Raw genomic sequence first — 25,884 nt, forward strand, 5'->3', positions numbered from 1 at the left:
CCGGTTCAGAGCGAGAGTGTTAGCCCACCCGCGGCGATCGCCGCCAGCAGGATCAATCCGGCCTCGCGGTTGGACTTGAACAGCCGGAGGGCCAGGGCTCCGTCCTCAGGCACGAGCGTCCGCACCTGCCAGGCGAGGTGGGCGGCATAGGCGACCAGTACGACGAAGAAGCCCGCGCCGAGCCCGGCCGCGAGCCCCGCCGCCGCCGCGCACAGGGTCGCCAGCCCATAGAACAGCGCCACGCCCCGCCGGACGTCCTTGCCCAGCCGCCGGGCGGTGGACTTCACCCCGACCATGGCGTCGTCCTCGATGTCCTGCAGGGCGTAGATGGTGTCGTAGCCGAGCGTCCAGAACACGCCGCCGAGGTAGAGCAGGACGGCTGCCACGGTCATGTCGCCCGTAAACCCTTGCGCCGCTCCGTACTCGTAGAAGAACTGACCCTCCGGAAGCCGGAGTTCTTCGAATGCCCAGACTGCCATAGGAAGACCGCCGGTCGCCGCCGCATAGCCCATCAGCGCTCCCCAGTTGAACGTCAGCCCCAGCCACGCCTGCGGCCACCAGGTGATCCGCTTCATGAACGGGTAGGCCGCGACCAGCGCCAACGACCCGATTCCCAGCAGCAGCGCCGCCAAGTCCAACGTCAGCAAAATGACGAGGCTGATCAGACTGCACGCGATCAGGAATGCCCAGGCCTGTTTCACGCTGATCCGGCCCGACGGGATCGGCCGCGCCGCCGTGCGGGCGACCCGCGCATCGATGTCGCGATCGACGATGTCGTTGAACGCGCACCCTGCCGCCCGCATCAGGCAAGCCCCGAGACCGAAGCCGACGATGAGCCACAGAACATACGTGGACGGAACCAGCCGAAAATGCGCCAGCGCCAGCGCGATCCCCTGCCAGCCCGGCAGCAACAGCAGCCAGATGCCGATCGGCCGGTCGAACCGGCCCAGCTTCAGCCAGGGCTTCAGGGCCTCGGGCGCGCGGGCATCGACCCAGTTTCGACCGGCATCGGGAAGGGGCGTGGACATGGGACGCGCGATAGCATCCCCGCGCCGCTTCGTCAGGTCGTCGCTTGTGTCAGTCTTTGCCGCGCGTCGAGCGCCAGGAACACGCAGATGGCCAGCAGGCCGATGTCCTTGGCCAGGAACTGACCCGTCCCGCCCAGCGCCGGGAAGGCATAGCCCGGCTCGACGATGCCCGGGGCGGTGAAGAAGAAGCTCAGGGTGACCAGGAAGGTCGCCACCCCCATCAGCCCGCCGACCAGCCCGGCCAGCGGGAACCGGCCGCCCAGCGCGATCAGCACCCCGGCCGAGACCTCGAGGATTCCGATCACGTTCGACGCGCCCTGGACCCCCAGCAGCGGATACATCCAGCCGAACAGCCAGTAGGTGGCGGCGATGCCCTGCACGCCCTCGGCCTCATAGGGCAGGAACTTCATGTAGCCGAAGACCAGGAAAATCAGCACGACCGCCACACGCAGGGCAGCGCGGGCATCGAGGGCGGACGGCGTGGTCATGGGCGGGCTCCGGACAGGTCAGCCCCGCTACGTCCCGACCCGCGAAAGGGTTACAGCCTCAGCCCCGCCGGACCAGCAGGACGCCGGCGATGACCAGGGCGACCCCGGCGACGCGCGTCAGGCTGATCGGGTTCTGCGGCACGCCCAGGGCGCCGAAATGGTCGAGCACCAGGCTCAGCAGCAACTGGCCCGCCACCATCAGGGTGATGGTCATCGCGACCCCCAGCCGGGGCACGGCCCAGGCCGCCGCCACGACGAAGATCGCGCCGTACAGTCCGCCGAACCAGGCATAGGCGGGCAGGCCCCGGGTCGCGACCATGTCCGGCCGCGTGTGCAGGATGGCCGCTACGATCCCCAGCGCCGCCGTCCCGACCGCGAAGGAGATGAAGGCCGCATTGACGGGGCTGGCGACGGCCTGGGCGAGCCGCGCGTTGGTCGGGGCCTGCAGCGCCGTCGCGCCGCCGGCCAGGACGACGGCCAGCATGGCGATATAGGGGGCGAAGTTCATGGCGGGGCCTCTACCAGTTCGGATCGACGGGCGCGCCGCCGAAGATCTCGGCCATGCGCGCGACGGTGGACCGGTGGGCGTCGTGGGGCAGGTCCAGCGGATCGAACCAGCCGGTCTCGGCGATCTCGCCGTGATGGGTCAGGTCACCGGGCGTGAAGGCCTCGAAGCGATAGACCGCGACGTGATCCCCGCGAAAGAACCGCTCGTTGGAATGCAGCGACAGCAGCCGGCCCGGCTCGGTGGCCCGCAGACCCGTCTCCTCGAACAGTTCGCGGGCGGCGGCGTCCAGACAGGTCTCGCCCCGGTCGACTCCGCCCCCCGGCAGCCACCAACCCGCAAGATAGGTGTGTTTCACCAGCATGACCCGACCCCGGTCGTCGACGGCGACAGCCCGCACGCCCAAGGTCATGCCCCGTGTCGCCCGAGAAAAGGCGAAGAACAGCGGACGGGTAAACGGCTCGATTCGGGTGCGCCAGGCCATGGAATCGGGTGTATCGAGGTCGTCGTCACTTGGCCATTCGGAGTCCGCCGTGCCCGCTGTGTTCCGGACGCTGAGCGATCCTGCGAACTATCGCGAAGTGGCCACGCTTTGGCTGGCGCTATCGACCTTTCTCGCCGTCGGCGGAGTGTGTGTCGGCAGTCTGGCCGTGCTCTTCGCCCAGGACGCATTCCGCAACGGCGAGATGTCAGGGGCGTGGTACTGGACTGTCACCCTCGGCTATGTGGGTCTGGTGATCAGCCCGATCATGGCCTGGGTCCTTCACGCCCGACGCCGCTACTGGGCCGCGATGGTCGCAGCCGCCTGGCCGGTCGCCTGCCTTGTCCTCACGTGGTCCCAGGTCGCCCGCTGATGGAAACGGCCGGACGGACTCACCCGGACCCTGCCTTCACAACGGCGTTGATCGCAGTCTTGCCGTAACGCGCTGCTCGCGCGCATCGAGGGCGGGGGAACGCCGCAGCCCGCCTGACCGTTCGGGCTGTTGTGCCGCCTTGAACCATCGGCGTCCTCGCTCTATGGCTCCGCTGAACAGGAGAGTTCCATGATCGCCCTCGGCATCATCATCGGTTTCGTCGTCGTCCTCGCCGCCATCAACGCGTTCGAGTTCGGCCGGGTTGACTGACACGCCCCAGGGGGCGGTCCCGGGCGCGGCGCTGGTCACTGGCGGCGCGCGCCGCATCGGTCGCGCCATCGTGCTGGCGCTCGCCTGCCGTGGCCATGACGTGGCCATCCATCATCGCGAGTCGAAGGACGACGCCGAAGCCGTCGCCGCAGAGGTGCGCGCGCTGGGTCGTCGGGCGACCGTGGTCTCTGCCGACCTGACGGACGAGGTCCAGGTCCGCGCCCTGATCCCCGCCGCCACGGCCGCTCTGGGACCGCTGTCGGTCCTGGTCAACAACGCCTCGGTGTTCGAGGACGACCGTGTAGGATCGTTGACGCGAGAGACCTGGGACATCCACCTTGAGACCAACCTGCGTGCGCCCGTCGTGCTGGCCGAGGCCTTTGCCGCCCAGGCCCCCGACGGCGCGGCCATCGTCAATCTGCTGGACCAGCGGGTCCTGAAACCCGATCCGCGCTTCGTCTCCTATGCGATTTCCCGCAACGGCCTGTGGTGGGCGACCCGCACCCTGGCCCAGGCGCTGGCTCCGCGCATCCGCGTGAACGGCGTCGGACCGGGCCCCACCCTGAAATCGATCCACCAGTCGGACGCCGACTTCGAGGCCGAGGCCGCGGCCGTCCCGCTGGGTCACGGTGCTTCGCCCGAGGAGATCGCGGAGGCCGTCCTCTATCTGGTCAAGGCCCGCTCCGTAACGGGCCAGATGATCGCCGTCGACGGCGGCCAGCACCTGGCGTGGCAGACGCCCGATATCCTGCCGGAGTCCTGAGCGTGTCCCAGTCCCCCCAGCCTTCGTCCGCGCCCCGCCGCGAGGGTCTGACCATCTTCGTCGAAGGTCTGAAGGTCGACGCCGGGATCGGCGTCTATGACCACGAGCACGGCCGGCTGCAGACCCTGCTGATCGACGTGCGGCTGGAGCTGGGCCCCGTCGAGGTGCACGGCCTGTCCGACACCATCAACTACGAGACCGTTGCCAACGCCTGCCGGCGCATCGTGGCGGAGGGGCACGTCGGCCTGGTCGAGACCTTCGCAGAGCGGCTGGCGCTGGACTGCCTGACCGACCCGCGCGTGCGGGCGGTCACGGTGCGGGTCGACAAGCCGGGCGCGCTGGACGCGGCCGCCGGGGCCGGCTGCGAGCTTCGCTACGTCCGCTAGACGGTCCGGGCCGAGGCTGCCCGGGGGTCAGTAGCCGCCGGCCCGGGCCAGTTTCTCGGCATGGAAGCCGGCGTCGCCCAGCAGCTCGTTCAGCACCCGGACGCGCTTCATATAGAGGCCGACGTCGTACTCGTCGGTCATGCCGACACCGCCGTGCATCTGGACGGCCTCCTGGACCGCCAGCTCGGCGACCTTGCCGGCCTTGGCCTTGGCGACGGAGACGGCGAGGTCGGCCTTGTCGGCCCCCGCATCGAGGCGTTGCAGGGCTCCGATGACCGCCGCCTTGGCCAGTTCCAGCTCGGTGAACAGGTGGGCGGCGCGGTGCTGCAGGGCCTGGAACTCGCCGATCGCCTTGCCGAATTGCTTGCGCCCGCGCAGGTATTCGACAGTCGACAGGAAGGCCTGATCGCCCGCGCCGGTCAGACAGGCGGCAGCGCAGGCGCGGCCGAGGTTGAGCGCGCCGTCCAGAGCCGCCTCGCCGCCGTCGACCGCGCCGATGACGGCGTCGGCATCGACCTGGACATCGGTCAGGACGATACGGGCGGCGTTGTGGGCGTCGACCATCACGGTGCGCTCGATCTCGACGCCCGAGGTCTTCGCATCGACCAGGAACAGGGTCGTGCCCGCCTCGGTCTTCGCGGCGACGATCAGGGCATCAGCGATATGGCCGTCCAGCACGAAGCCCTTGGCCCCGTTCAGTCTGAAGCCGTTGCCGCTGCGCTCGGCGGTGGTGGCGATGCGCGACGGCTGATGCTTGGGGCCTTCGTCCAGCGCCAGCGACAGGATGGCCTCGCCCGCCGCGATCCGGGGCAGCCAGGCCGCCTGCTGCTCGGCCGAGGCGGCGTCGATCAGGATGCGGGCGGCCAGAATGGACGAGCCGAAGAAGGGAGACGGGGTCAGGGTCCGGCCCAGCCCCTCGGCCACGATGCCCGCCTCGACCGCGCCGAGGCCCGAGCCGCCGTGCTCTTCCGGGATGATGACACCGGCGAAACCCATCTCTCCGAACGCCTTCCACAGGTCGCGGGAAATGCCGTCGGCGTCCCTGGAGTCCCGCAGCTGGCGCAGGTGGGCGATGGGCGCGTTTTCGCTGAGGAAGCCGTCGGTGGCCTCTTTCAGCATGGTCTGCTCTTCGGTCAGGATCAGAGGCATGGGCTCAGGCTCCCGGCAGCTGCAGCAGGTGTTTGGCGATGATGTTCAGCTGAACCTCGCTGGTCCCGCCCTCGATGGAATTGGCCTTGGTGCGCAGCCAGTCGCGGGCGGCGGTGCCCTTGCGCGACCGGTCGCTTTCCCACTCCAGCGCGTCCGACCCCCCGGCGGCCATGGCCAGTTCGTGGCGGCGCTTGTTCAGCTCCGAGCCGTAGTATTTCAGCATGGAAGCGATGGCGGGCGAGACCTGTTTGGCCTTCACCTGGTCGCCGACCCGCTCCATCGACAGGCGAAAGGCGGCGACATCGATGTCCAGTTCGGCGATCTTCGTGCGCAGCATCGGCTCGTCGAGGCGGCCCGCGTCGTCCAGGCCGATGGAGTCGACGGCGACGTGACCCATGGGACGGCCCATGTCGCCCATGCCGCCGATCATGGTGCGTTCGTGGGCCAGCAGGGCCTTCGCCACGTCCCAGCCGCGGTTCAGCGTGCCGACGAGGTTCTCCTTCTCCACCCGGACGTCGTCAAAGAAGGTCTCGCAGAAGGGGGACTTGCCGCTGATCAGGGTGATCGGCCTGGTCGACACGCCGGGGGTGGCCATGTCGAACAGGACGAAAGAGATGCCCAGATGCTTGGGCGCCTCCGGGTCGGTGCGGACCAGGCAGAAGATCCAGTCGGCCTTGTCGGCATAAGAGGTCCAGACTTTCTGGCCGTTGACGATCCAGTGGTCGCCCTTGTCCTCGGCCCGGGTCTGCAGGCCCGCGAGGTCGGAGCCAGCACCCGGTTCGGAATAGCCCTGGCACCAGCGGATCTCGCCGCGCACGATCTCGGGCAGGAAGCGCTTCTTCTGCGCCTCGGTGCCGAACTGCAGCAGCGCCGGGCCCAGCATCCAGATGCCGAAGGACGACAGCGGCGACTGGGCGTCGATCCGGCGCATCTCGCTGGCCAGCACCTTGGCCTCCTCGCGGCTCAGGCCCCCGCCGCCGTATTCGGTCGGCCATTCCGGCGCGGTCCAGCCGCGTTCGCCCATGACGTCCATCCAGCGCCGATGCGCCGGGGTTTTGAAGGTCGCGTCGCGCCCGCCCCAGACGCGGTCCTCGTCGCTGTCGATGGGGCCGCGGCATTCGGCCGGGCAGTTCGCCTCCAGCCAGGCGCGCGTTTCGCTGCGGAAGGTGTCCAGATCGGCCATGGTCGTCTCCCTGACGTCTTCGGGTGCGTCTCAGGCGATCAGGTTAGCAAAGAAAATGCGCTGACGTAGCGTCACTTCGACGGCAGGAACGGCGAGAAGGTGATGACGGTAAACGTGTCGCGGATGTGCGGCCGGGTCTGGACCGACTTCGTCACGAAGGTGCCGATGTCCATCTCCTTCGGCAGCTGGAACTTGGCCAGCAGGTCGTACTGGCCAGAGGTCGAATAGACCTCCGAGACGTTCTCGACATTGTCGACCATGTCGGCGGCAACGTCGTTGGCGTGGCCCAGCTCGCATTTGATGAAGACGAAGATGGCGGTCATCATGGCGCAAAGGCTCCCGGCTGTTCGCGGGTGTCGTAGCGGATGCAGGCGTGACCGATAAGCCCCCCAGTTCTTCGCCTGAATGGCTTGAAGCCGAGTACAACAACCGGGCCGCCGTACCCGACCACCCCGTGCTTATGGGCCGCTGGAAGGCGGCGGCCGAGGCGGCCCGCGCGGCCCATCCCCCGACGACGGTCGCCTACGGGCTGGGCGACCGCGAGGTCATGGATCTGTTCGAGGCAGGCCCGGACGCCCCGATCGTCGTCTTCATCCACGGCGGCTACTGGCAGGCGCTGGACAAGGACTGGTTCAGCGGGCTCGCCCCGGCCTTTCTGGCCCACGGGGTCAGCCTGGCTGTTCCGTCCTACGACCTGTGCCCGAACGTCCGGCTGGGCGCGATCGTGCGCCAGATGGAGGCGGTGGCCGATCTGATCCGCGCCCGCGGAGGGCGGCGGCCCGTGGTCTTCGGACACTCCGCCGGCGGCCATCTGGCGGCCTGTCTGCTCAGCCAGGGGCGGGCCTCGGCGGCGGTGGCGATCTCGGGCGTGTTCGACCTGGCCCCCCTGATCCCGACCTCGATCAATGCGGCCCTGCGGCTGGATGCGCGCGAGGCGGCGGCCCTGTCCCCGATCCACTGGCCGGCCCCCGACGGATCGACGCCGGGCGGCACGGTGCTGGACTGCGTGGTCGGCGGGGCGGAGACGTCCGAGTTCATCCGCCAGTCGCGCGCCATGGCCGACCACTGGGGCGGGAAGGGTGTCGAGACCCGGTTCGAGGCCCCGCCCGGACTGAACCATTTCACCGTGCTGGAGCCGCTCACCGATCCGGACAACGCGCTGGTCCGGCGGATCGTGGACCTGGCCCGGGCGGGCTAGGGCCTGTGCGGATCGCGACCTTCAACATCAACGGCATCAACAGCCGGCTGCCGAACCTGCTGGAGTGGCTGGCCGGGACGCAGCCCGACGTCGCCTGTCTGCAGGAGCTGAAGGCGCCGCAGGACCGGTTTCCCGAGGGCGCGATCGAAGAGGCCGGCTATCACGCCGCCTGGGTGGGCGAGGCGCGGTGGAACGGGGTGGCCATCCTGAGCCGCCACGGTCCGCCCGTGGTCACTCGCCGCGCCCTGCCGGGCGATCGCAAGGACGTCCAGAGCCGGTATCTGGAGGCGGCCGTCAACGGGGTGCTCGTCGGCTGCCTGTACCTGCCCAACGGCAATCCGCAGCCGGGGCCCAAGTTCGACTACAAGCTGGCCTGGTTCGAGCGGCTGATCGCCCACGCCGGCACCCTGTTCGATACCGAGGCTCCGGTGGTGCTGGCCGGCGACTACAACGTCGTGCCGACCGAGGCCGACATCTACGACAGCCGGTCGTGGAAGAAGAACGCCCTGCTGCAGCCCGAAAGCCGCGCCGCCTTTGCCCGCATGCTGGACGACGGCTGGACCGATGCCCTGCGCGAACGGTTTCCGCACGAGGCCGTCTACACCTTCTGGGACTATCTCCGGGACGGCTGGAGCCGCAACGCGGGACTGCGGATCGATCACCTGCTGCTGAACCCTCAGGCGGCCGGACGACTGGTCGATGCCGGGGTGGATGCCGGGGTGCGCGGCCGCGAAAAGGCCAGCGATCATGCGCCCGCCTGGATCGAACTGCGCAACTGACCGGGCCGCCCCTCGCAATCGCGACACTGTGACGCCACTATAGGGCTTCGCAGCAGGGGCGGACGATGGCGGAACCGACGGGAATGGGTCTGGGGCAGGCGGTGGCCCTGCTGGCCGTCACGGTGTTCGCCGTGCCGCTGTTCAAGCGTTTCGGGCTGGGCGCCGTGCTCGGCTATCTGGCGGCGGGCCTGGTGATCGGCCCGTTCGGCATCGGCATGATCCAGGACACGGAGTCCGTGCTGCACGTCGCCGAACTGGGCGTCGTCATGTTCTTGTTCATCATCGGGCTGGAGATGCGCCCGGCCCGGCTGTGGAGCCTGCGCAAGGAGATCTTCGGTCTCGGCGCCCTGCAGGTCGTGGTCTGCGCCAGCCTGCTGACCGCCGCCGCCATCGCCTTCGGCCTGCCCTGGTACGCCGGGTTGATCATCGGCTCGGGCTTCGCCCTGTCGTCCACCGCCATCGTCATGCAGCTGCTGGAAGAGCGGAACGAGAACAACGAGAACGACGGCCAGAGGGTCGTCTCCATCCTGCTGTTCGAGGATCTGGCCATCGTGCCGCTGCTGGCCGTCGTCGCCATCCTGGCCGGCCAGTTCGGCACCGCCATCGAGGACCCCCAGCCGATCTGGATGACCGTGGGCTTCGCCATCGCGGCCGTGGCTGCGGTCTATGTGATCGGACGCTGGGCGCTGAACCCGGCCTTCCGTCTGCTGGCCCGGTACGGCGGGCGCGAGGTGATGACGGCTGGCGCGCTGCTGGTGGTGCTGGGCGCGGCCTGGGCCATGGACCTGGGCGGGCTGTCGATGGCCATGGGGGCCTTTCTCGCCGGGGTGCTGCTGTCGGAATCGACCTTCCGCAACCAGCTGGAGGCCGATGTGGAGCCCTTCCGGGGCATCCTGCTGGGCCTCTTCTTCCTCAGCGTCGGTATGTCGCTGGACCTGAGCGTGGTCGCGCGGGACTGGCCGCTGGTGCTGGGCGGCGTCGTGGCGTTCATGGGGGCCAAGATGATCGGCGTCTATTCGGTCGCCCGGTTCATGAAGGCCGGTCATCCGGAAGCATTGAAGCGGGCCGCGCTGATGGGCGAGGGGGGCGAGTTCGCCTTCGTCCTCTATGCCGCGGCGCTGGCCGCCGGCCTGTTCGACGCCCGCACCGGGGCCATCGCCTCGGCCGTGGTCATCCTGTCGATGGCGCTGACACCCCTGAGAATGCTGGTCGCAGACCGGCTGAAGTCGCGCGAGACGGTGTCTCTGGAGGGGGTCGAGGAGGCGCGCAACCTGCAGGAGCGGGTGCTGGTCATCGGCTTCGGCCGCTTCGCCCAGGTCGTTTGTCAGCCGCTGCTGGCCCGCGACGTCGACGTCTCGATCGTCGACATCGACGTGGACATGATCAAGGCCGCCGGCAACTTCGGCTTCAAGGTCTACTACGGCGACGGGGCGCGGCTGGACGTGCTGAGGTCCTCGGGCGCGGCGGACGCCGAGAGTATCCTGGTCTGCGTCGACAAGGCCGAGACGGCGGACCGGATCGTCGAACTGGTCCAGTCCGAGTTCCCGCTGACCAAGCTGTTCGTGCGCGCCTATGACCGGGGTCACTCGATCCGGCTGATCAAGGCGGGCGTGGAGTACCATATCCGCGAGACCTTCGAGAGCGCGCTGGCGTTCAGCGAGCACGTCCTGATGGACCTGGGCTTCTCGGACGAGGAGGCGCGGGAAGCCGTCGAGGATGCGCGTCGTCGGGATTATGAACGGCTGACCCTGCAGGTCGCGGGTGGGATCCAAGCGGGCCGCGACCTGTCGCGCGGCAACGCCACGACGCCGGAACCGGCACCCTATGTGAAGCCCCGCCGCGAGGGCCGCGCGCTGAACGAGGAGGCGGCCGGCATGATGACTGCCGAGGAAATGGAAGAGCGCCAGCAGGAACAGGGCTGACCGGCCGCAACCCTGACTGTGGCGGTTTCGGCACAGCTTGATCGAGAAGCGTGGCCGCCCGGCGTAACCGTGAAACCCGGACGGGGCCTGTTCGTTTTTCGGTCAGGAGACAGACGATGCCCAAGACCACGAACACCCCCAAGAAGCCCGACCTTCGCCTGGTGTCCGCCGAGGCTGAGATCTACGACATGATGCGCGCGCCCCAGACGACGGCCGAACGCGTCCAGCGGCTGCAGGCCGAGGCCCGCGCCCTTGCCGTCGAACAGGTCGAGGCGCTGGAACGCCTGCTGCTCGAGGCCGCGACCATGGCCGAGGAAATCGCCAAGGGCGGCGACGCCTATCCGGTCGGAGCGCGCGAGATCGCCTCCCGCCTGGCCGAGGACCTGCCGTCCAAGGCCGGGAGCATCAAGGCGATCGTGTCCCGGGCGATCTGACCGGATCGGCATAGAGGCGCGCGCGCAGCCGTTTCGCCAGGCGGAAGACCAGCACGGCCAGCACGACCATCAGCACCGGCACCAGGACCGGCACCAGGAACGCCAGCATCACGGTCGCGAAGCTGAGCACGTCCTCGATCAGGGACAGGACCGGATTGCCGATGCCGCCCGTGGTCGCGGTCGAGGTCAGCCGCGCTCCGCCCTGGGCCGCATTGAAGGCGAAGGCTGTCGGGGCTCCCACGATGACCCCGGCGATGGCCGCCGTCGTCGGGTCCAGCCCCGCGAAGACGCTGCCCGCCGCGACTGCGCCGGCGACCGGCCGCGTGAAAGATCCCAGCACGTTCAGCCCGTGATCGACGACGGGGATTTTGTCGCCCGCGAACTCCACCACCGCCGCGATGCCGAGCGCGGAGATGGCTGGCCAGTCGGCCAGCCAGGCCATCTGGTCGTTCAGATCGATGCCGAACAGCCCGAATCGGGCGGCCAGGGCCAGCATCAGCAGGGGCAGAAAGGTCCGCAGACCCGTCGCCGAGGCCAGCCCGAGGCCCAGCAGGGCGGGCAGGACCCAGGTCTGCAAGGGGCCTGCCGCCGCGCCCAGATCGGGAATGTCGATGCCGTTCATGGGGAGCCCTCTCGTTCGCTGTGACCATAATGCGCCGGAACCGGCCGGGGGTCCGCAGACTTTCTGGGGGTCAGACCCAGGAGAGCCCCATGGACGACCGCTTCACCCCCGCCGCCGAAGACACCGCCGAAAACGAACGGGCCATTCAGGCCGGGATCGACGCGAAAGCCAGGGAAGGGCGGGGCGACGACACCTCGGGCGGCGCGGTCCAGGCGGGCGCCCGCAAGTATCCCGAACCGCCTTTCCCGAAGCAGCACCAGACCAAGCCGGGCGACGAGGCGGCGCTGGACCCCGCGCCCCTGTACGATGCGCCGTTCTGGAAGGGGTCGGGCAAGCTGGAGGGGTTCGCAGCCCTGATCACCGGCGCGGACTCCGGGATCGGCCGGGGCGTCGCGGTGCTGTTCGCGCGCGAAGGAGCCGACATCGTCATCTGCCATCTGGATGAGGACGCAGACGCCGCCGAGACCAAGCGCGCGGTCGAGGCCGAGGGCCGTCGAGCCATCGTGCTGAAAGGCGACGTGGCCGATCCGGCGTTCTCGAAGATGGCGGTGGCCGAAACGATCAAGGCCTTCGGGCGGCTGGACGTGGTGGTGCCCAACGCGGCCTTCCAGGAGCATGTGGAGGCCTTCGAGGATCTGACGTTCGAGCATTTCGACCGGACGCTGAAGACCAATCTCTACGGCTATTTCAACCTGGCCCAGGCGGCCGTCCCGCACATGAAGTCGGGCGGATCGTTCGTGATGACCGGTTCCGTTACGGGCCTGCTGGGGAACAAGGACCTGCTGGACTACTCGATGACCAAGGGCGGGATCCATGCCTTCGCGCGATCGCTGGGCACCCATCTGGCGCCGCGCGGCATCCGCGTGAATGTGGTCGCGCCGGGCCCGGTCTGGACCCCTCTGAACCCCGCCGACAAACAGGCGGAAGACGTGGCGACGTTCGGGGCGGACACGGTCATGAAACGCCCGGCCCAGCCGGAAGAGATCGCCCCCGCCTATGTCTTCCTGGCCTCCCCCCAGATGTCGAGCTTCATCACCGGCGAGGTCCTGCCGATCATCGGGGGCTATGCGGGAGGCTAGGCCAGCACGTCGGCCTGGTCAGGGTGGCGCTTGAACCAGGCGACGGCATAGCTGCAGCGCGGGATCAGCCGGGTGCCGTTTTCGCGCGCGTGGTCCGCCAGGCTTTGCATAAACTTTCCGGCCGCACCGGATCCGCGCAACGCGTCCTCGGCCTCGACGTGCAGGATGGCGCGGCCGCCCGAGCTGTCGGCATAGTCGGCCCAGACGCGGCCCGTGGTCGTGCCGTCCTCGAACGTCTGTTCGTAGCGTTGATCGGCGGCGAGGTCCTGAAAGTCCGACATGCGATGCGCTCCTGGCTGAAACGGGAAAACCCGCGCCGGGTGCGGTCGTTCCGCCTCAGGCCGGCGGACGATCGCCGAGCAGCGCCAGCAGGCCCAGCACACTCTTGACCGTGAACCAGACGCTCAGGAGGAACCACAGCGCCAGGAACAGCAGCAGGAACGGGATGCCGATCAGCACGATCGAGGCGAAGGCGCTGATGACGATCAGGACCCAGGTGGCGATGGTCCACCAGAACACCGACCAGAACAGGGCGATCTGCGCCTCGATATGCTGGCGCGGCAGGCCCGTGGCGCTGCCCCGTGCGGCGTAGGCCACGACCAGTCCGACCAGCACCAGCACGTTCGCGCTGGGGATCGACAAAATGTAGAGGCCCCAGGCGATCAGGGCGGCGGGCTTGCCCTCGGCCTCGTGACCGGGCGCGAGGCGGGGCTGGGACGTATCGGACATTCGGGTCTCCTAGGCCAGGAACCAGCCGCGTGGATCGCGGACCGGCCGTCCGGCCTTCAGGGTCAGAACGCCGCTGGCTCCCCGAAGGATCAACCAGACCGCCACGACGAACAGGACGAACACGCCCAGGCCCACGGCGATCAGGATGGCTCCCAGCAGGGCCGCGACCGCGGCGGTCCACAGGGTACGCTGCTGGAACACGAAATGGCTGGCGGCCACCGCGCCGCTGGGGCCGGGCCGACCGGTGACCGCCAGCAGGGCGATCAGGGCCGAAACGCCCAGCGTGGGCACGGCGAACAGGATCAGGGCATAGACGGCATAGAGCCCCGTGCTGTTGGCGACCTCTTTCGGCGGCACGACGGCATGCCGGTTCATGCGAACGGGGTCTGGCGCGCGGGGCGACTCGATCGCCCAGCCTGGCACCGGTTCCGGCTGCGGTGCGGTCGTCACGGCCGGGGTCGGCTCCGGTTCGGGCGCAGGGTCGACGGGTGCGAAAAGATCCGGTTCCGGCTCGGGAGCGGGGGACCTTGCCGGCCTGGCCGACGGCGCAGGCTCCGGCGCGGGTTCGGGCTCCGCCACAATGCGCGACCGGCCCTGCAGGGCGGCGGCCGAGGAAAAGCCGATCAGGTCGTCATGATCGACGGCCGGATCGGTCGGCTTTGGCGCGTCTGGATCGCCGGGTTCGGCCATCGGAATCCTCGGGGTCAGGTGCGTCGACAATGGCGGTCCGCCTGCCCCTAGGCAAGCGAGAGGTCGTTGATGCTCATGTCGGGCCGATCCATCCAGCTGCCGGCCGCCCAGCCGCGTTCGGCCGCGCTCAGGTGCTCGCCCATGACGATCGTGTTCGTCGGGGTCTCTTCCAGCGCCAGCTCGACACAGCGATACGGCGAGCCGTCGTCGGCCAGGAAGGCGTCCAGCTTGCGCCGCAGGGCGATGGCGAAGGCTTCGGTCGTGGGGTCGCCCTCGAACACCATCAGCTGGCCCAGCCGGTGCGGTTCGTGCGTCCGGAACCAGTCCAGCAGGGGGTCGGCCGAGCCGACCTGGAAGGCGTGGTCCACCGCCCCGTCGATGAAGCCGTGCCAGCGCTTCTTCAGCGTCTCGAACGAGGCCACATAGTTGGAGCCGCCGAAGTCGATCGCCGCGTCCGTGGCCAGGGTGACGGTGACGAATTCGTTGTGCCCGTGGGGCACGGCGCAGCGGGACCCCGCATCCGCCAGCAGACGGTGGGCCATGGAAAAGCGGCGTGTGAAGCGAACCTGGGGCATGGAAGCGCGCTATGTCGTGCTTATGACGGCCTAAAGCAACCCGGGCCGCCCGGAGCGCGCCCGTTGCTCGACCCGCAGGGGCAGACCGGCTAGAGGGGCAGCGGGAGATCTTGCATGACGCTGAACAGCGCGACCTACCTTTCCGGCTTCGGCAATCACTTCGCGACGGAGGCCGTGTCCGGGGCCCTGCCCATCGGCCGCAACTCGCCGCAGAAGACCCCGATGGGTCTGTACGCCGAGCAGCTCAGCGGTACCGCCTTCACCGCGCCCCGGTCCGAGAACCGCCGCAGCTGGCTGTACCGCCTGCGGCCCTCCGCCCAGCATCCGGCCTACCAGCCCTTCGCCAACGGCCTGCTCCGCTCGGGCCCCTTTCACGACGCGCCGCCCAGCCCCAACCGCATGCGCTGGGACCCCCTGCCGATCCCCTCCGCCCCGACCGACTGGGTCGAGGGCCTCGTCACCTATGGCGGCAACGGCGATGCGGAGGCCCAGACCGGCGTCGGCATCCATCTCTATGCCGCCAACCTCTCGATGGTGGACCGGGTCTTCTACGACGCCGACGGCGAACTGCTGATCGTGCCGCAGGAGGGGCACCAGACCTTCGTCACCGAGTTCGGCCGCATCGACGCCGCGCCCGGACACATCGTCGTCATCCCGCGCGGCGTGCGCTTCCGCGTCGAGGTGGCCGGACCGGTGCGCGGCTATGTCTGCGAGAACTACGGGGCACCCTTCCGCCTGCCGGACCTCGGTCCCATCGGTTCGAACGGCCTGGCCAATCCCCGCGACTTCGAGACCCCGGTCGCGGCCTTCGAGGACGTCGATCGTCCCACGGAGTGCATCCAGAAATATGCCGGCCGGCTGTGGACCACGACCTTCGATCACAACCCGCTGGATGTGGTGGCCTGGCACGGCAATCATGCGCCCTACCGCTATGACACCGCGCGGTTCAACACTATCAACACGGTCAGTTTCGACCACCCCGACCCGTCGATCTTCACCGTCCTGACCAGCCCGTCTGACACGCCGGGCACGGCCAACTGCGACTTCGTCATCTTCCCGCCGCGCTGGATGGTGGCCGAGGACACCTTCCGCCCGCCGTGGTTCCACCGGAACGTCATGAGCGAGTTCATGGGGCTGGTCACCGGGGCCTATGACGCCAAGGAGGGCGGCTTCGCCCCCGGCGGCGCGTCCCTGCACAACTGCATGAGCGGCCACGGTCCGGACCAGGCCAGCTACGACAAGGCGGTCGCCGCCGAGCTGAAGCCTCACAAGCTCGAAAACACCCTGGCCTTCATGTTCGAGACGCGTTTCCCGATCCGCACCACGGAATGGGCGCAAACGACCCCGACGATGCAGCTCGACTACGACGACGTCTGGACCGGATTCGCAAAGGGCGACGTCGGCCGCCAAGCCAAGGACTGACCATGCGCCTCCTGATCGCCGCCCTCGCCCTGATGGTCTCCGCCTGTTCGCCGATGGCCGGCCAGGCCCCCGGCGGGACGGTGCCGGGCCAGACCGCCGAGGCCGCCTGCGCCGCGCAGAATGGGACGATGCAGCGGGTCGGTCGTCTGCAGACGCTGCAGTGCGTGGTTCGCTACGCCGATGCCGGCAAACGCTGCACCGACGGCGACCAGTGCGCCGGCGACTGCCGCTTCGAGGGCGACGCCCTGGCGCTCGTGCCGAACGCCCCGCTGGCCGGGGTCTGTCAGGCGGACAGCAACCGCTTCGGCTGCCAGACTAGCATCGAGGACGGCAAGCCGACCCCGACCCTCTGCATCGACTGAGACGTCAGCAGTCCGGGCAGTCCGGCATGACGTCGGTTTCCAGCTGCAGGGTCGTGTGGCCGATGCCGAAACGGCTGCGCGCCACGGTCTGGGCTTCCTGAAGCAGGGCGCGCGGGTCTCCGCGTTCGTGGACGAGGTGGGCGGTCAGGGCCGTCTGCGTCGTCGACAGGCCCCAGACGTGAAGGTCGTGCACGGCCGTGACGCCGGGCAGCCCGGCCAGCGCCGCGCGCACGGCCGCCACGTCGACCGAGGCCGGGGCCGGGGCCGCGTCCATGGCCAGGCCGACGGAATCCTTCAGCAGACCCCAGGTCCCCCACAGGATCACCGCCACGATCACGATGGACACCAGCGGATCCAGGATCGACCAGCCGGTCAGCAGGATGATCCCGCCCGAGATCACCACCCCGATCGACACGGCCGCATCGGCCAGCATGTGCAAATAGGCCCCGCGCGCGTTCAGGTCCGAATGCTGGTCGCGCATGAACAGCAGCGCCGTGGCCAGGTTGATGACGAAGCCGATGCCGGCCACGATCATGACCACGCCCGACTGCACCGGCGCGGGCTCCGACAGTCTCTGCACCGCCTCGAAGGCGATGGCCCCGCAGGCGAAGATCAGCAGCAGCGCATTGGCCAGGGCGGCCAGGATGGTCGCCTTGCCGAAGCCATAGGTCAGTTGCTTCCCGGCCGCCCGCCGGGCCAGCACGGCCGCGCCGCCCGCCATCGCCAGGCCCAGCACGTCCGACAGATTGTGCCCCGCGTCGGCCAGCAGGGCCGTGGAGCCGCTGAACAGCCCGGCCCCGAACTCGCAGGCCACGAAGGCCAGGTTGATGACCAGCCCGACTCCGTAACGCCAGTCGCCGGTGTCCACCGGGCCGTGCGCATGGCCATGTCCGCCGTGGCTGTGCCCGCCGTGGCCGTGCGAATGGCCATGGCCGTGCGCGTGCCCGGCGTGACCGTGGTCATGGTCGTGATGATCGTGCGCGGGGTGGGCCATGCGCCCAGCCTTAATGCTGGTGTGTCACGATAAGAAGCCCGATCGCGATCAGGGCGACGCCCAGGATCGCGCCCTCGTAGCGCGCCCACCGCTCCAGCCTCAGGACCGAGGCTCCTGCGCGGGCCAGCGTCGTGAAGGTCGCCATGCCCAGGATCGTCCCGACGGCGAAGACGAGCGTCAGCAGACCCAGGGCCATCGCGCCCTCCTGCGCCGAGGACATGTAGATCGGCAGCAACACCTCGCCCGGCGACAGGGCCATGACCGCCACCAGGCCCCAGAAGGCGGCGGAATGCGACACCGTCGGCTCGGCCAGATCCAGCGGCGGCCCCCCCGCCGTCGCCGGGCGACGGATCACGGACTTGACCAGATAGAAGCCCCCGAAGCCGAACAGCAGCACCGCCGACAGGTGCGGCAGCAGGCCGGCGACGATCTCGTCCAGCGCCAGCCCCGCCGCGACGATCAGACTGCCGACCACGGCCGTGGTGGCGATATGGGCCAGACCCGCCGCGGTTACCGCCAGCAAATTGCGCGTCAGACTCCACCGCTGCGCCCGCCCGACCAGCACGAACGGCAGCCAGTGGGTCGGTAGGGCCGCGTGCAGAAACGCAGCCGCAAACCCCCCGCCGAGAAGCGACCACAAAACCGGCTGTTCGAAAGCGAGCGGCGACATTGATCGCCCTATAGCGTGTTACTTTATAACGGTCGAGAGGTTTTCGTCACCCAGGGCGAGGGCCGGCGCGTCGGCGATGGCCCAGACTTCCGGCTCGACCAGAGGCCGGTCGCAGATGGCTTCCAGCACGCGGCCGTCGCGCGTGGCGTAGCGGACCGGCATGCCCTCGGCGCAGCGAGCCATGACCGCGTCGAACATGGCGCGGCTGGTCGTCTGGGGGTCATAACCCTCCACGGTATCGATGACCGGCTCGCCGGACAGGACGCCGCAGTCGGCTCCGTCCAGCTGCAGCGCGCCGGGGTTGTCGTAAAAGCCGTAGGCACTGGAGCAGTTGCGGCCCGCGACGTGCCTCAATGCCGCACCGCGAAGGTCCCGATCGCCGGGGCGGTTTTCCAGGCTGACGCCCAGATCGGCCAGGCGGCTCCTGACGGTGGCCCAGCGCGTGGTGCCGGGGCCGTCGAGAAGGACCGACACCGCGCTGTCGGGACCGATCAGGGCGCGGAACGCCTTGACGCCGTAACCGTCCGGCCCGCTGCGGTCCCCGGCCAGCAGGGTCCTCCAGACCGTGAAGACATCGCCGGTCCCGGCCTTGCGGGCCTCGAGATCGACCAGCCACTGGATCAGGACGCCGCAGTCATAGGGCCCGTTACCGGACTGGAGCCGGGTGGGGTCGAGGTCGTCGGAGCCGAGCAGGCGCCGACAGCCGTTAACCCGGCGCATGATGCGCAGCCGTCCCCCCGCCTCGCCCATCGCGCCGCTCGAGATCGCGCCGACGATCGCGGCGTAGTCGGCACCGCCTTCGTGCAGCCAGGGGGCCGCCTCGCTGTCCCTGTTCTTGACGCTGTGACCGTTCCACAGATGGAAGGTCTCATGCCAGACGAAGGGGCCGACGGCCTCCCTCTCGTCGCGCCAGGCGTCGCCGTGGAACCGAACCGAGATGACGCCCGTGTCCGTCACGTCCCCGCGAAACGCCGCGGGCCCCGGGCTGTCGACGCTGCCGATCAGGGTCGGGCGGAAGGGCAGGCCGACGCCGAGGCGGCCCTCGTAGAAGGCCATGGAATCGAAGAAGCTGTGGCGCAGCAGATCGGTCAGCTCGGCCGGCATGTTGGAGCCGGCGACGACCGCACCGCGCGCGTCGGCCATGATATCCGTCGCGAGGCCGATATAGGCATAACCGTCGATCTGGCCGCCTGCGGGCAGGACGGCTTCGCCGGCGGCCAGATCGACGGACAGGGTGGTGCCCAGGCCTTCCAGCATCAGGGCGGGGCCGAACAGGACGCGGCCGTCCCCCGCCAGAGTCAGGCCCATATAGACCCGGTCGACCTCGACGGCGTCGGGCCGGATCAGCAGTTCGAATCCTTCGAACGGGGCTTCGCCCGAGACGACGCCGTCGACCAGGGTCAGGCCGGGGGTGGTGACGGTCCACAGCTCGCGGATCGTGTCGCGCTGCGAGAAGGCGACGCGCCGGACCGGCGCAGGCAGGTGATAGCGGACCACGACGCCCGCGCCTTCGCGCACGGCGACGGCCCGGGCGGTCGGAACCGCCTGCCCATTCGCGCGCGGAGCCAGAACCGCCAGGGCGAGGACGACGACAAGCAACTTCAGCATTCGACCGCCCTGACAAGCTTCACCGTTGTGACAGTGACGGGCGGGTTGTGGCGAGGGTGGGGCGAACCCGCCGGATCAGATCGAACGCACGCCTAGTTCTCGGTGAATACCAGCGGCGTGTCGGCGGCGGGAAGGCAGCTCTGGTCCACGGCCTTGGTCGGATCGCGCAGAAAGTCGCGGGCGGCGCGGGCGGCGCAGGGGTTCTGACCGGTCACGCCGTGGGTGGCGTTGGTGACGATCATGACCTGGCTGCCCTCATAGTGGGCGGCGGCCGCTCGGGTCAGGGGCGGGGGGCAGCCGGGGTCGATTTCGGCGGCGATGAACAGGGTCGGGATGGTCGTGCGCACCGGCTGGTTCTCCACCGGATCGGCGGCCCCCACGTCGATGGCGGCGCAGACGTCGAACAGGCGCGACAGGCTGGACACCGAGACCTCGGCCACCGGATCGCCCGCCGCCCCGGCCGCGAGCGCGGCCTTGGATTCGAACGGGATCTCCTCCTTGCACAGGTGGGTCATGTGCTGACCTTCGAAATAATAGGTCCTGTCCTCGGCGATAGCCGCGACCGGCGACAGGTCGCCGGCGATGATCTTCTCCAGATCTGCGGGCAGATTGCGGACTCCGGTGGCGGAATAGGTGGTGTCCATCAGGAAGGCGGCCAGATCGTCGACCGAGAAGGCCACGCCGTCCTTGTCCGTCTGCGGTCCGGCCAGCCAGGCGCGGGCATTGGCCTCGAAGCGGGTCTGCAGGTCCGCGTGGCGGGCGTTGCACTCGGCCTGCGCCGCGCATTTGCCGAGGATGGTCCGCACGGCGGTGGAAACCTGTTCCGGCGTATGGACGGCCCAGTTGCCCTCGGGCGGCCAAGGCGAATCCATCACGGCCACCCGCACGACCTGCGGCGCATGGGTGATGACCGCGGCCTCGATGCGCGGGCCATAGGATCCACCGAACAGATCGATCTGCTTCAGGTCCATCGCCTTGACCACGTCGGCCACATCGGCGGCGATCACGGCGGCATTGTACTGCGACAGGTCCACCCCGGCGTCGGCATAGCCCTTGAGGCAGGCGATCAGTTTCTGTGCGTCCTCATCCGTCGGCGGACCCGCGTCGGTCAGCTGCGCGCCCGGACAGTCCATCGACGGATTGCCCAGCCCCCCGCCCCTCTGGTCGAAATAGATCCAGTCCTGATCGATCGCGGCCAGGGGGCCGGCCCGGTCCGGCTGCGCCGCATAGACGCCCAGCCGGCGTCCCACCCCCGAGACCAGCGACCCGCCCGGCCCGCCATGGAAGACCACAACCGGCGGCAGGGTCTGGCCGCTGGCATCGCGATACGGATCGGAGGCCCGCACGCGGGCGACCGCGATATCGATGCGTCGCGTCGCCGGATCACCCCGCGTCTCATCGACCGTCAGCGTGCCGCATTCGACGGATCGTCCGCTCGTCGGCCAGTCGGCCGGGCACGGCTTGACCGTATAGACCGGATCGGCCGCCGAGGCGGGAGCGGCGGTGGCCAGACCCAGCAGGGCGAAACCGGCGGCGAGAAGAGTCTTCAGCATGGCGGTCTCCGGCGGGGCTGGGGCGGATCAGGCGTACAGGCTGGCCCGATCCAGCGGCAGGCCGCTCGGACCCGGACGGCGCTTCTGGGCGACGGTCTGGTAGACCAGCACCGACCCCCGCTCGAAGCCCTTCTTGAACAGGGCGAAATAGATCAGCCACAGCCGCGTGCGGGCCTCGCCGACCATGGCATAGGCCTCTTCGCGCCGGGCATAGAGCCGGTCTTCCCAGTGTTTCAGCGTCAGTTCGAAATGCTCGCGCATGTCCTCGACATCCAGGGTCTCGAAGCCGAGCCGGCCCAGGTTGGTCACCGTCATGCCGATGGTGTCCAGTTCCCCGCCCGGGAAGATGAAGCGGGTGATGACCTTGGTCGTGTCGGTCGGCTTGATCGGGTCCGTGCCGCCGCGCCGGACCGAGGCCTGGTGGAAATAAAGGCCGCCGGGCTTCAGCAGGCGTTTCATCTCCAGGAAGTGGCGCTCGTGGTTGGCGAATCCGACGTGCTCGAACATCTCGACCTGACTGATCGCGTCATACTGGCCCTCGACGTTGCGGTAGTCCTTGAGCTCAAGGGTGATCCGGTCCGACAGACCCTCGCGTTCGACCTTGGCGCGGCCGAAATCCAGCTGGGCCTGCGACAGGGTCACGCCGTGCACCGTCACGCCATAGTGTTTGGCCGCCCAGCAGGACAGGCCGGCCCAGCCGCAACCGACGTCCAGCAGCTTCTGTCCGGGCTGCAGCCGCAGTTTCTTGCAGATGCGGTGCAGCTTCTCTTCCTGGGCCGCATCCAGCGTCGCGTCGTGGCTCGTGAAGTAGGCGCTGGAGTAGACCATCTCCGGGTCCAGGAAGAGCGCATAGAAGTCGTTGCCCACGTCGTAGTGGAACTGGATGAAGTCCTGGTCGCTGCGTCCGGCCTTGTCGGCCCCGATGCCGTCGTTGCCGCTGCTGTCCCAGGCCGGCAGCTCGGTCGCCTCGGCGTCCGATCCCCCCATCAGGAAGGGCAGGGCCTCCTTGGCCATCAGCACCTTATCCAGCCGCGAGGCCAGATGCACGGCGCGCCCGTGGTCCCAGCGGTCGGCGGCATCCAGAGGACTGCCTCCCTCGACCCGGACGTCGCCGGTGCCGAACATCTCGAACAGCGTCATCAGGCCGGGCTTTAGCAGCAGGCGACGCACGGCCGACGGCCGCGCCACCACGATCTGGATGTCGTCGCGCGCATTGGGACCCAGCGGCAGGACCTCGCCGGTCCACAGGCGCAGGGACAGGTCCGCCTGCAGGTGTTCGGCGACATGGGCGACGATGCGGCGGGCGGCGGTCACGCGGCGGTCGGTCGTGCCGCCGGCTTCTGTCTGGGTCATCGAGGGCCTCTGTCTGGAACGTCGCTTCGTCTTTGCACGTCGGGTCCGATGAGGGCTAGATCGCGAGCGTAAATCAGCGCCGCACGGCATTTCCGGTGCCTTTCGCGTTGACTCGAAGGGCACCATCCGTATATGTCGCCGCTCTTCGCCCGCGGGGTCTCCCGGCGGGCGCATTCTTTTTTGCGTTAGCCAAGGCTTCAAGATGTACGCGGTGATCAAGACCGGCGGCAAGCAGTACCGGGTCCAACCGGGCGACACGATTGTCGTTGAAAAGCTGGCCGGCGATGCCGGCTCCGAGCTCAAGTTCGACAGCGTTCTGATGCTGGGCGGCGACAACGGCGTGACGCTCGGCGCGCCGCTGATCGACGGTGCCTTCGTCGGCGCGACCCTGATCGAGACCCGCAAGGGCGAGAAGGTCAAGATCTTCAAGAAGACCCGCCGTCAGGGCTATCGCCGGACCAACGGTCACCGCCAGCACGAATCGGTGCTGCGCATCACCGGCATCGAAGGTGCCGGCGAGACCGCCAAGTGGGACGGCAAGGTCGACCTGATGACCAAGGCCGAGATCAATCTGCGGGCCCGTGGCCTGGCCAAGCGCGACGCCTCGTCGGATCTGGGCTCGACCTCGACGGTCGTCACCGATCATGACGGTGCCCATGTCGATGCCGTGGTCGTCGAATCCTCCGCACCGGCAAAGAAGGCTCCGGCGAAGAAGGCTGCAAAGCCCGCCGCGACCGACGAAGCCTAAGAACAGTAGCGCGCTCACCTAGGCCGAACGGCCGGTAGCGCAGCAGGAAAGCAGGAGCGCCCAGATGGCTCACAAAAAATCCGGTGGTTCGTCGCGTAACGGTCGCGACTCCCATTCCAAACGCCTCGGCGTGAAAAAATACGGCAGCGAGAACGTGCTGGCCGGCAACATCCTCGTGCGTCAGCGCGGCACGACCTTCCACCCCGGCAGCAACGTCGGCATGGGTCGCGACCACACCCTGTTCGCGCTCGAGCATGGCGAGGTGAAGTTCACCAAGAAAGCCAACGGCCGTTGTTACGTGTCCATCCTTCCGGCGAACGACGACACCCAGGCGATCGCCGCCGAGTAGCGCGAAACCGGATTTCGGATCGCGCTGCTTCCTCGAAAAGCAGCCGATCCGGACCAGGGAAATGTTTTCCGCGGGGAGTCTGGATCGCCAGGCTCCCCGTTTGCGTTCCCGCCTCGAAGTCCGCCCGAGCCCTCCAAGGAGGCGGACCGAAGACAAGGCTGGAAACATGTGCGTCATCGAAACCTCTCCGGTTATTGAGACCCGGCGCCTGCTGCTGCGCGCGCCCGCACCCCAGGACGTGCCCGCGATCGCGCGCCTGGCCAATGACGAGGCGATCTCCCGCAACACCCTGCGGATGCCCCATCCCTACCGTCCGGCCGACGCCGAGGCGTTCGTGACGGACGTGGCCGCCCAGAACCCGGTCCGGGCCAATACCTTCCTGATCGAGCACGAGGATCTGGGGGCGGTCGGGGTCATCGGCCTGTTCGAGGACGGCGATCTGGCTCCCGAGATCGGCTACTGGATCGGCCGGCCGTTCTGGGGGCGGGGCTTCGCCACCGAGGCCCTGGAAGGGGCCCTGGTCTGGGCAGGCAAGCGCTGGCGCAGACGGGCCCTGATGTCCGGCCATTTCGCCGACAACCCGGCCTCGGGTCGCGTGCTGGAAAAGGCCGGCTTCCTATACACCGGCGAGGTCCGGCGTCAGTTCAGCAAGGCCCGGGGCGCTCCGGTCGAGACGCGCCGGATGGTCTGGCTGGCTTAACCGCCGGCCAGACCGGGTCCGAAGGCGACCACGGCCGCGACGATGCCACCGATCACGGCGGCGGCGGCCCCAGCGATGAAGGCGAAGGCCGTGCGGGTCTGGCGGCGACGCATGCCGCCGGTCCGTACGCTGCGGATGATGACGAACGGCGACCGGTCGAACGCTTCCGAACCGACGATGTTGTGCTGGGACATGAACGCGCTCCCCGAACTGAGACTGGCCCGGACCGGACCTGTAGCAGCTAAGGCGTCCGGGCTGCGTCGGAAAGATGGCGAACGGTGGTTATGCACCGTCTCGTGATCGATCGATCGTTGCTCGCTCAACCGCAGTAGACCAGCTGGCCGGAGTAGGCGCGGTAATAGCCGCTGCGCGGATCGTAGGAGCGATAGCGGGCCGCGCACCACGACGACCGGTCGCGGTCGGCATATCCGCCGTACGCGCCGCCATAGCCTCCGGCCTGACCGCCGTATCCCCCGCCGGGATAGACTTGGTCCGGCCGCCCGTAGGCGCCGTAGTACTGGGTGCCCTGGTTGTAGGGCTGGTAGACATAGCCCCCGCCCTGGCCATTGCCGTAGCCGTGGCCGTACGAGCTGTAGCGCCGGTGGCCGTAGCCTTGTCCGCCATAGGACCGCTGGTCGCGCCACGAGGCCCCGCAGTCGCCGCGCCCCCGGTCCCAGTAGGAGTCGCAGCGGTAGTCGCCCGGCCGGTCCCTCTGAGCATGGGTGTCATAGCCGTTCCGGCCGTAGCTCGACCAGCTCCGGACCTGATCCGGATAGCTCCAGCTCTGGGCGGCGGCCGGGGCGGCCAGGGCCAGGACGGCGGCGGCGAGGGCAGCGGTCTTCATGGTGAACGCCTCGGGCTGGGCGGGTCGGGCCGCCGTGAAAGGGGACGCTTACAGGGTGACGTTGGCGGTGGCGCCCGCGCGGGTGACGACGTGGCGCATCAGGATGATCCGGTCGGCCCCGGCGCTGACCGGGGTGATCAGGAACCAGCCGCCCGCGGGCAGGTCGTCGAACCGGAACCGGCCGTCGCGGCAGGTCTGGGACCGGACGTAGGAGCGGTAGTCGGCGTTGGGATCGGGCACCGTCCGGGCGCGGACCACGGCCTCGGGCACCGCTGCCTGCTGGGTCGAGCCGTACAGGGTCTGGAACCGCTGGCGGGTATAGGGCGTGTCCGGCGTCAGGGCGACCGAGCCGGTGCAGGCGAAGCTCTGGCCGTCGCGGCCATAGGCGACGCGGCCCTCGATCGCGGCATTGCCGACCCGGGCGGACGGCGCGAAGTCGGCGACGCTGAAGGCGGCGGGCGGACCATAGCCCATCGGCCCGGCACCCACGGTGGAGGCGCAGGCCCCCAGGCCGGTGGCGATGGCTGCAACGGCCATGAAGGATCGGATCGACATCGGCAGGCTCCCCTGAACGGACACGCGCAAATCGCCCGACAGGCGACCGCCACAAGACCCCTAACGCAGCCA

The 25,884-nt window shown here is 69.0% G+C and carries 33 protein-coding genes; 13 read left to right on the plus strand and 20 right to left on the minus strand.

Features of this window, described 5'->3' with window-relative positions; translation table 11 throughout:
* Nucleotides 1–5: 5 nt before the first annotated feature.
* From BRESU_RS04555 to BRESU_RS04570, 4 genes are read right to left on the minus strand one after another with little or no spacing between them, the layout of a single operon-like run.
* Nucleotides 6–1,028, minus strand: a complete 1,023-nt coding sequence (locus tag BRESU_RS04555) for a UbiA family prenyltransferase (RefSeq protein ID WP_013268329.1) — start codon at nucleotides 1,026–1,028, stop codon at nucleotides 6–8.
* Nucleotides 1,029–1,060: 32 nt separating this feature from the next.
* On the minus strand, nucleotides 1,061–1,516 hold the full coding sequence (locus BRESU_RS04560) for a YkgB family protein (protein WP_013268330.1): 456 nt from the start codon (nucleotides 1,514–1,516) through the stop codon (nucleotides 1,061–1,063).
* Nucleotides 1,517–1,574: 58 nt separating this feature from the next.
* Nucleotides 1,575–2,024: a DMT family transporter gene (locus BRESU_RS04565; protein ID WP_013268331.1), complete on the minus strand. Its 450-nt coding sequence runs from the start codon at nucleotides 2,022–2,024 to the stop codon at nucleotides 1,575–1,577.
* Nucleotides 2,025–2,034: 10 nt separating this feature from the next.
* Nucleotides 2,035–2,505, minus strand: a complete 471-nt coding sequence (locus BRESU_RS04570) for an NUDIX domain-containing protein (RefSeq protein ID WP_013268332.1) — start codon at nucleotides 2,503–2,505, stop codon at nucleotides 2,035–2,037.
* Between the two features lie 49 nt (nucleotides 2,506–2,554).
* Between BRESU_RS04570 and BRESU_RS04575 the strand changes: the two genes are divergently transcribed.
* From BRESU_RS04575 to folB, 3 genes are all read left to right on the plus strand, one after another.
* Nucleotides 2,555–2,875, plus strand: coding sequence for a hypothetical protein (locus tag BRESU_RS04575; protein ID WP_013268333.1), 321 nt, complete (start codon nucleotides 2,555–2,557; stop codon nucleotides 2,873–2,875).
* Between the two features lie 262 nt (nucleotides 2,876–3,137).
* Nucleotides 3,138–3,908 (plus strand): SDR family oxidoreductase, encoded by a 771-nt coding sequence (locus BRESU_RS04580; RefSeq protein WP_013268334.1) that lies wholly within the window; start codon nucleotides 3,138–3,140, stop codon nucleotides 3,906–3,908.
* Nucleotides 3,909–3,910: 2 nt separating this feature from the next.
* Nucleotides 3,911–4,294 carry a dihydroneopterin aldolase gene (gene folB, locus BRESU_RS04585; RefSeq protein WP_013268335.1) on the plus strand — a complete coding sequence of 128 codons (384 nt, stop codon included), beginning with the start codon at nucleotides 3,911–3,913 and terminating at the stop codon, nucleotides 4,292–4,294.
* Nucleotides 4,295–4,321: 27 nt separating this feature from the next.
* Here folB and BRESU_RS04590 read toward each other — a convergent pair whose 3' ends face one another.
* The 3 genes from BRESU_RS04590 to BRESU_RS04600 form a co-directional block, all read right to left on the minus strand.
* Entirely contained in the window at nucleotides 4,322–5,443 is a 1,122-nt protein-coding gene (locus BRESU_RS04590) for an acyl-CoA dehydrogenase family protein (RefSeq protein WP_013268336.1), read from the minus strand.
* A 4-nt stretch (nucleotides 5,444–5,447) separates the two neighbouring features.
* A complete protein-coding gene (locus tag BRESU_RS04595; RefSeq protein ID WP_013268337.1) occupies nucleotides 5,448–6,626 on the minus strand; it encodes an acyl-CoA dehydrogenase family protein in 1,179 nt (392 codons plus the stop codon).
* A gap of 71 nt (nucleotides 6,627–6,697) precedes the next feature.
* Complete coding sequence (locus tag BRESU_RS04600; RefSeq protein WP_013268338.1) at nucleotides 6,698–6,952, minus strand: Lrp/AsnC family transcriptional regulator; 255 nt, start codon at nucleotides 6,950–6,952, stop codon at nucleotides 6,698–6,700.
* 47 nt (nucleotides 6,953–6,999) lie between these two features.
* Between BRESU_RS04600 and BRESU_RS04605 the strand changes: the two genes are divergently transcribed.
* From BRESU_RS04605 to BRESU_RS04620, 4 genes are all read left to right on the plus strand, one after another.
* On the plus strand, nucleotides 7,000–7,824 hold the full coding sequence (locus BRESU_RS04605) for an alpha/beta hydrolase (RefSeq protein ID WP_013268339.1): 825 nt from the start codon (nucleotides 7,000–7,002) through the stop codon (nucleotides 7,822–7,824).
* Between the two features lie 5 nt (nucleotides 7,825–7,829).
* A complete protein-coding gene (locus BRESU_RS04610) occupies nucleotides 7,830–8,603 on the plus strand; it encodes an exodeoxyribonuclease III (RefSeq protein ID WP_013268340.1) in 774 nt (257 codons plus the stop codon).
* A 65-nt stretch (nucleotides 8,604–8,668) separates the two neighbouring features.
* Nucleotides 8,669–10,525, plus strand: a complete 1,857-nt coding sequence (locus tag BRESU_RS04615; RefSeq protein ID WP_013268341.1) for a monovalent cation:proton antiporter-2 (CPA2) family protein — start codon at nucleotides 8,669–8,671, stop codon at nucleotides 10,523–10,525.
* A gap of 116 nt (nucleotides 10,526–10,641) precedes the next feature.
* The gene (locus BRESU_RS04620; protein WP_013268342.1) at nucleotides 10,642–10,959 is read left to right on the plus strand and encodes a hypothetical protein; all 318 of its coding nucleotides are present in this window, start codon (nucleotides 10,642–10,644) and stop codon (nucleotides 10,957–10,959) included.
* On the opposite strand, the gene BRESU_RS04625 is transcribed toward BRESU_RS04620, so the two are convergent.
* Complete coding sequence (locus BRESU_RS04625; protein WP_013268343.1) at nucleotides 10,931–11,581, minus strand: DUF4126 domain-containing protein; 651 nt, start codon at nucleotides 11,579–11,581, stop codon at nucleotides 10,931–10,933. The two genes, BRESU_RS04620 and BRESU_RS04625, sit on opposite strands and share 29 nt — an antisense overlap.
* 89 nt (nucleotides 11,582–11,670) lie before the next feature.
* On the opposite strand from BRESU_RS04625, the gene BRESU_RS04630 reads away from it, so the two are divergent.
* Entirely contained in the window at nucleotides 11,671–12,660 is a 990-nt protein-coding gene (locus tag BRESU_RS04630; protein ID WP_013268344.1) for an SDR family oxidoreductase, read from the plus strand.
* Here BRESU_RS04630 and BRESU_RS04635 read toward each other — a convergent pair.
* Genes BRESU_RS04635 through BRESU_RS04650 form a run of 4 tightly spaced genes read right to left on the minus strand, consistent with a single transcriptional unit; the run spans nucleotide 12,657 to nucleotide 14,654 of the window.
* On the minus strand, nucleotides 12,657–12,941 hold the full coding sequence (locus BRESU_RS04635) for a GNAT family N-acetyltransferase (RefSeq protein WP_013268345.1): 285 nt from the start codon (nucleotides 12,939–12,941) through the stop codon (nucleotides 12,657–12,659). The two genes, BRESU_RS04630 and BRESU_RS04635, sit on opposite strands and share 4 nt — an antisense overlap.
* A gap of 55 nt (nucleotides 12,942–12,996) precedes the next feature.
* Nucleotides 12,997–13,389, minus strand: coding sequence for a membrane protein (locus BRESU_RS04640; protein WP_013268346.1), 393 nt, complete (start codon nucleotides 13,387–13,389; stop codon nucleotides 12,997–12,999).
* Nucleotides 13,390–13,398: 9 nt separating this feature from the next.
* Nucleotides 13,399–14,079, minus strand: coding sequence for a DUF4870 family protein (locus BRESU_RS17680; protein WP_013268347.1), 681 nt, complete (start codon nucleotides 14,077–14,079; stop codon nucleotides 13,399–13,401).
* 47 nt (nucleotides 14,080–14,126) lie between these two features.
* Entirely contained in the window at nucleotides 14,127–14,654 is a 528-nt protein-coding gene (locus BRESU_RS04650; RefSeq protein ID WP_013268348.1) for a 6-pyruvoyl trahydropterin synthase family protein, read from the minus strand.
* 114 nt (nucleotides 14,655–14,768) lie between these two features.
* Between BRESU_RS04650 and hmgA the strand changes: the two genes are divergently transcribed.
* Both hmgA and BRESU_RS04660 read left to right on the plus strand, forming a co-directional pair.
* A complete protein-coding gene (gene hmgA / locus BRESU_RS04655) occupies nucleotides 14,769–16,076 on the plus strand; it encodes a homogentisate 1,2-dioxygenase (protein WP_013268349.1) in 1,308 nt (435 codons plus the stop codon).
* A 2-nt stretch (nucleotides 16,077–16,078) separates the two neighbouring features.
* Nucleotides 16,079–16,438: a hypothetical protein gene (locus BRESU_RS04660; protein WP_013268350.1), complete on the plus strand. Its 360-nt coding sequence runs from the start codon at nucleotides 16,079–16,081 to the stop codon at nucleotides 16,436–16,438.
* Nucleotides 16,439–16,442: 4 nt separating this feature from the next.
* Here BRESU_RS04660 and BRESU_RS04665 read toward each other — a convergent pair whose 3' ends face one another.
* The 5 genes from BRESU_RS04665 to BRESU_RS04685 all read right to left on the minus strand — a co-directional run bounded on the left by BRESU_RS04665 (nucleotide 16,443) and on the right by BRESU_RS04685 (nucleotide 22,616).
* Nucleotides 16,443–17,432, minus strand: a complete 990-nt coding sequence (locus tag BRESU_RS04665; protein WP_013268351.1) for a cation diffusion facilitator family transporter — start codon at nucleotides 17,430–17,432, stop codon at nucleotides 16,443–16,445.
* A gap of 10 nt (nucleotides 17,433–17,442) precedes the next feature.
* Nucleotides 17,443–18,102 (minus strand): hypothetical protein, encoded by a 660-nt coding sequence (locus tag BRESU_RS04670; RefSeq protein ID WP_013268352.1) that lies wholly within the window; start codon nucleotides 18,100–18,102, stop codon nucleotides 17,443–17,445.
* Between the two features lie 18 nt (nucleotides 18,103–18,120).
* Nucleotides 18,121–19,710: a hypothetical protein gene (locus tag BRESU_RS04675; protein ID WP_013268353.1), complete on the minus strand. Its 1,590-nt coding sequence runs from the start codon at nucleotides 19,708–19,710 to the stop codon at nucleotides 18,121–18,123.
* 92 nt (nucleotides 19,711–19,802) lie between these two features.
* Nucleotides 19,803–21,263 (minus strand): alpha/beta hydrolase, encoded by a 1,461-nt coding sequence (locus BRESU_RS04680; protein ID WP_013268354.1) that lies wholly within the window; start codon nucleotides 21,261–21,263, stop codon nucleotides 19,803–19,805.
* Nucleotides 21,264–21,290: 27 nt separating this feature from the next.
* On the minus strand, nucleotides 21,291–22,616 hold the full coding sequence (locus BRESU_RS04685; RefSeq protein WP_013268355.1) for an SAM-dependent methyltransferase: 1,326 nt from the start codon (nucleotides 22,614–22,616) through the stop codon (nucleotides 21,291–21,293).
* 202 nt (nucleotides 22,617–22,818) lie between these two features.
* Between BRESU_RS04685 and rplU the strand changes: the two genes are divergently transcribed.
* The 3 genes from rplU (at nucleotide 22,819) to BRESU_RS04700 (ending at nucleotide 24,413) form a co-directional block, all read left to right on the plus strand.
* The gene (gene rplU / locus BRESU_RS04690; RefSeq protein WP_013268356.1) at nucleotides 22,819–23,364 is read left to right on the plus strand and encodes a 50S ribosomal protein L21; all 546 of its coding nucleotides are present in this window, start codon (nucleotides 22,819–22,821) and stop codon (nucleotides 23,362–23,364) included.
* A 64-nt stretch (nucleotides 23,365–23,428) separates the two neighbouring features.
* Entirely contained in the window at nucleotides 23,429–23,713 is a 285-nt protein-coding gene (rpmA, locus tag BRESU_RS04695; RefSeq protein WP_013268357.1) for a 50S ribosomal protein L27, read from the plus strand.
* A gap of 166 nt (nucleotides 23,714–23,879) precedes the next feature.
* Nucleotides 23,880–24,413, plus strand: a complete 534-nt coding sequence (locus BRESU_RS04700) for a GNAT family N-acetyltransferase (RefSeq protein WP_013268358.1) — start codon at nucleotides 23,880–23,882, stop codon at nucleotides 24,411–24,413.
* Here the strand turns inward: BRESU_RS04700 and BRESU_RS04705 are convergent.
* From BRESU_RS04705 to BRESU_RS04715, 3 genes are all read right to left on the minus strand, one after another.
* Nucleotides 24,410–24,607, minus strand: coding sequence for a hypothetical protein (locus tag BRESU_RS04705; RefSeq protein ID WP_013268359.1), 198 nt, complete (start codon nucleotides 24,605–24,607; stop codon nucleotides 24,410–24,412). The two genes, BRESU_RS04700 and BRESU_RS04705, sit on opposite strands and share 4 nt — an antisense overlap.
* 125 nt (nucleotides 24,608–24,732) lie before the next feature.
* Nucleotides 24,733–25,257 (minus strand): BA14K family protein, encoded by a 525-nt coding sequence (locus tag BRESU_RS16795; protein ID WP_013268360.1) that lies wholly within the window; start codon nucleotides 25,255–25,257, stop codon nucleotides 24,733–24,735.
* 48 nt (nucleotides 25,258–25,305) lie between these two features.
* Entirely contained in the window at nucleotides 25,306–25,812 is a 507-nt protein-coding gene (locus tag BRESU_RS04715; RefSeq protein WP_013268361.1) for a hypothetical protein, read from the minus strand.
* Nucleotides 25,813–25,884: the final 72 nt, after the last annotated feature.

It is taken from the genome of Brevundimonas subvibrioides ATCC 15264, assembly GCF_000144605.1.
Lineage (GTDB): Bacteria > Pseudomonadota > Alphaproteobacteria > Caulobacterales > Caulobacteraceae > Brevundimonas > Brevundimonas subvibrioides.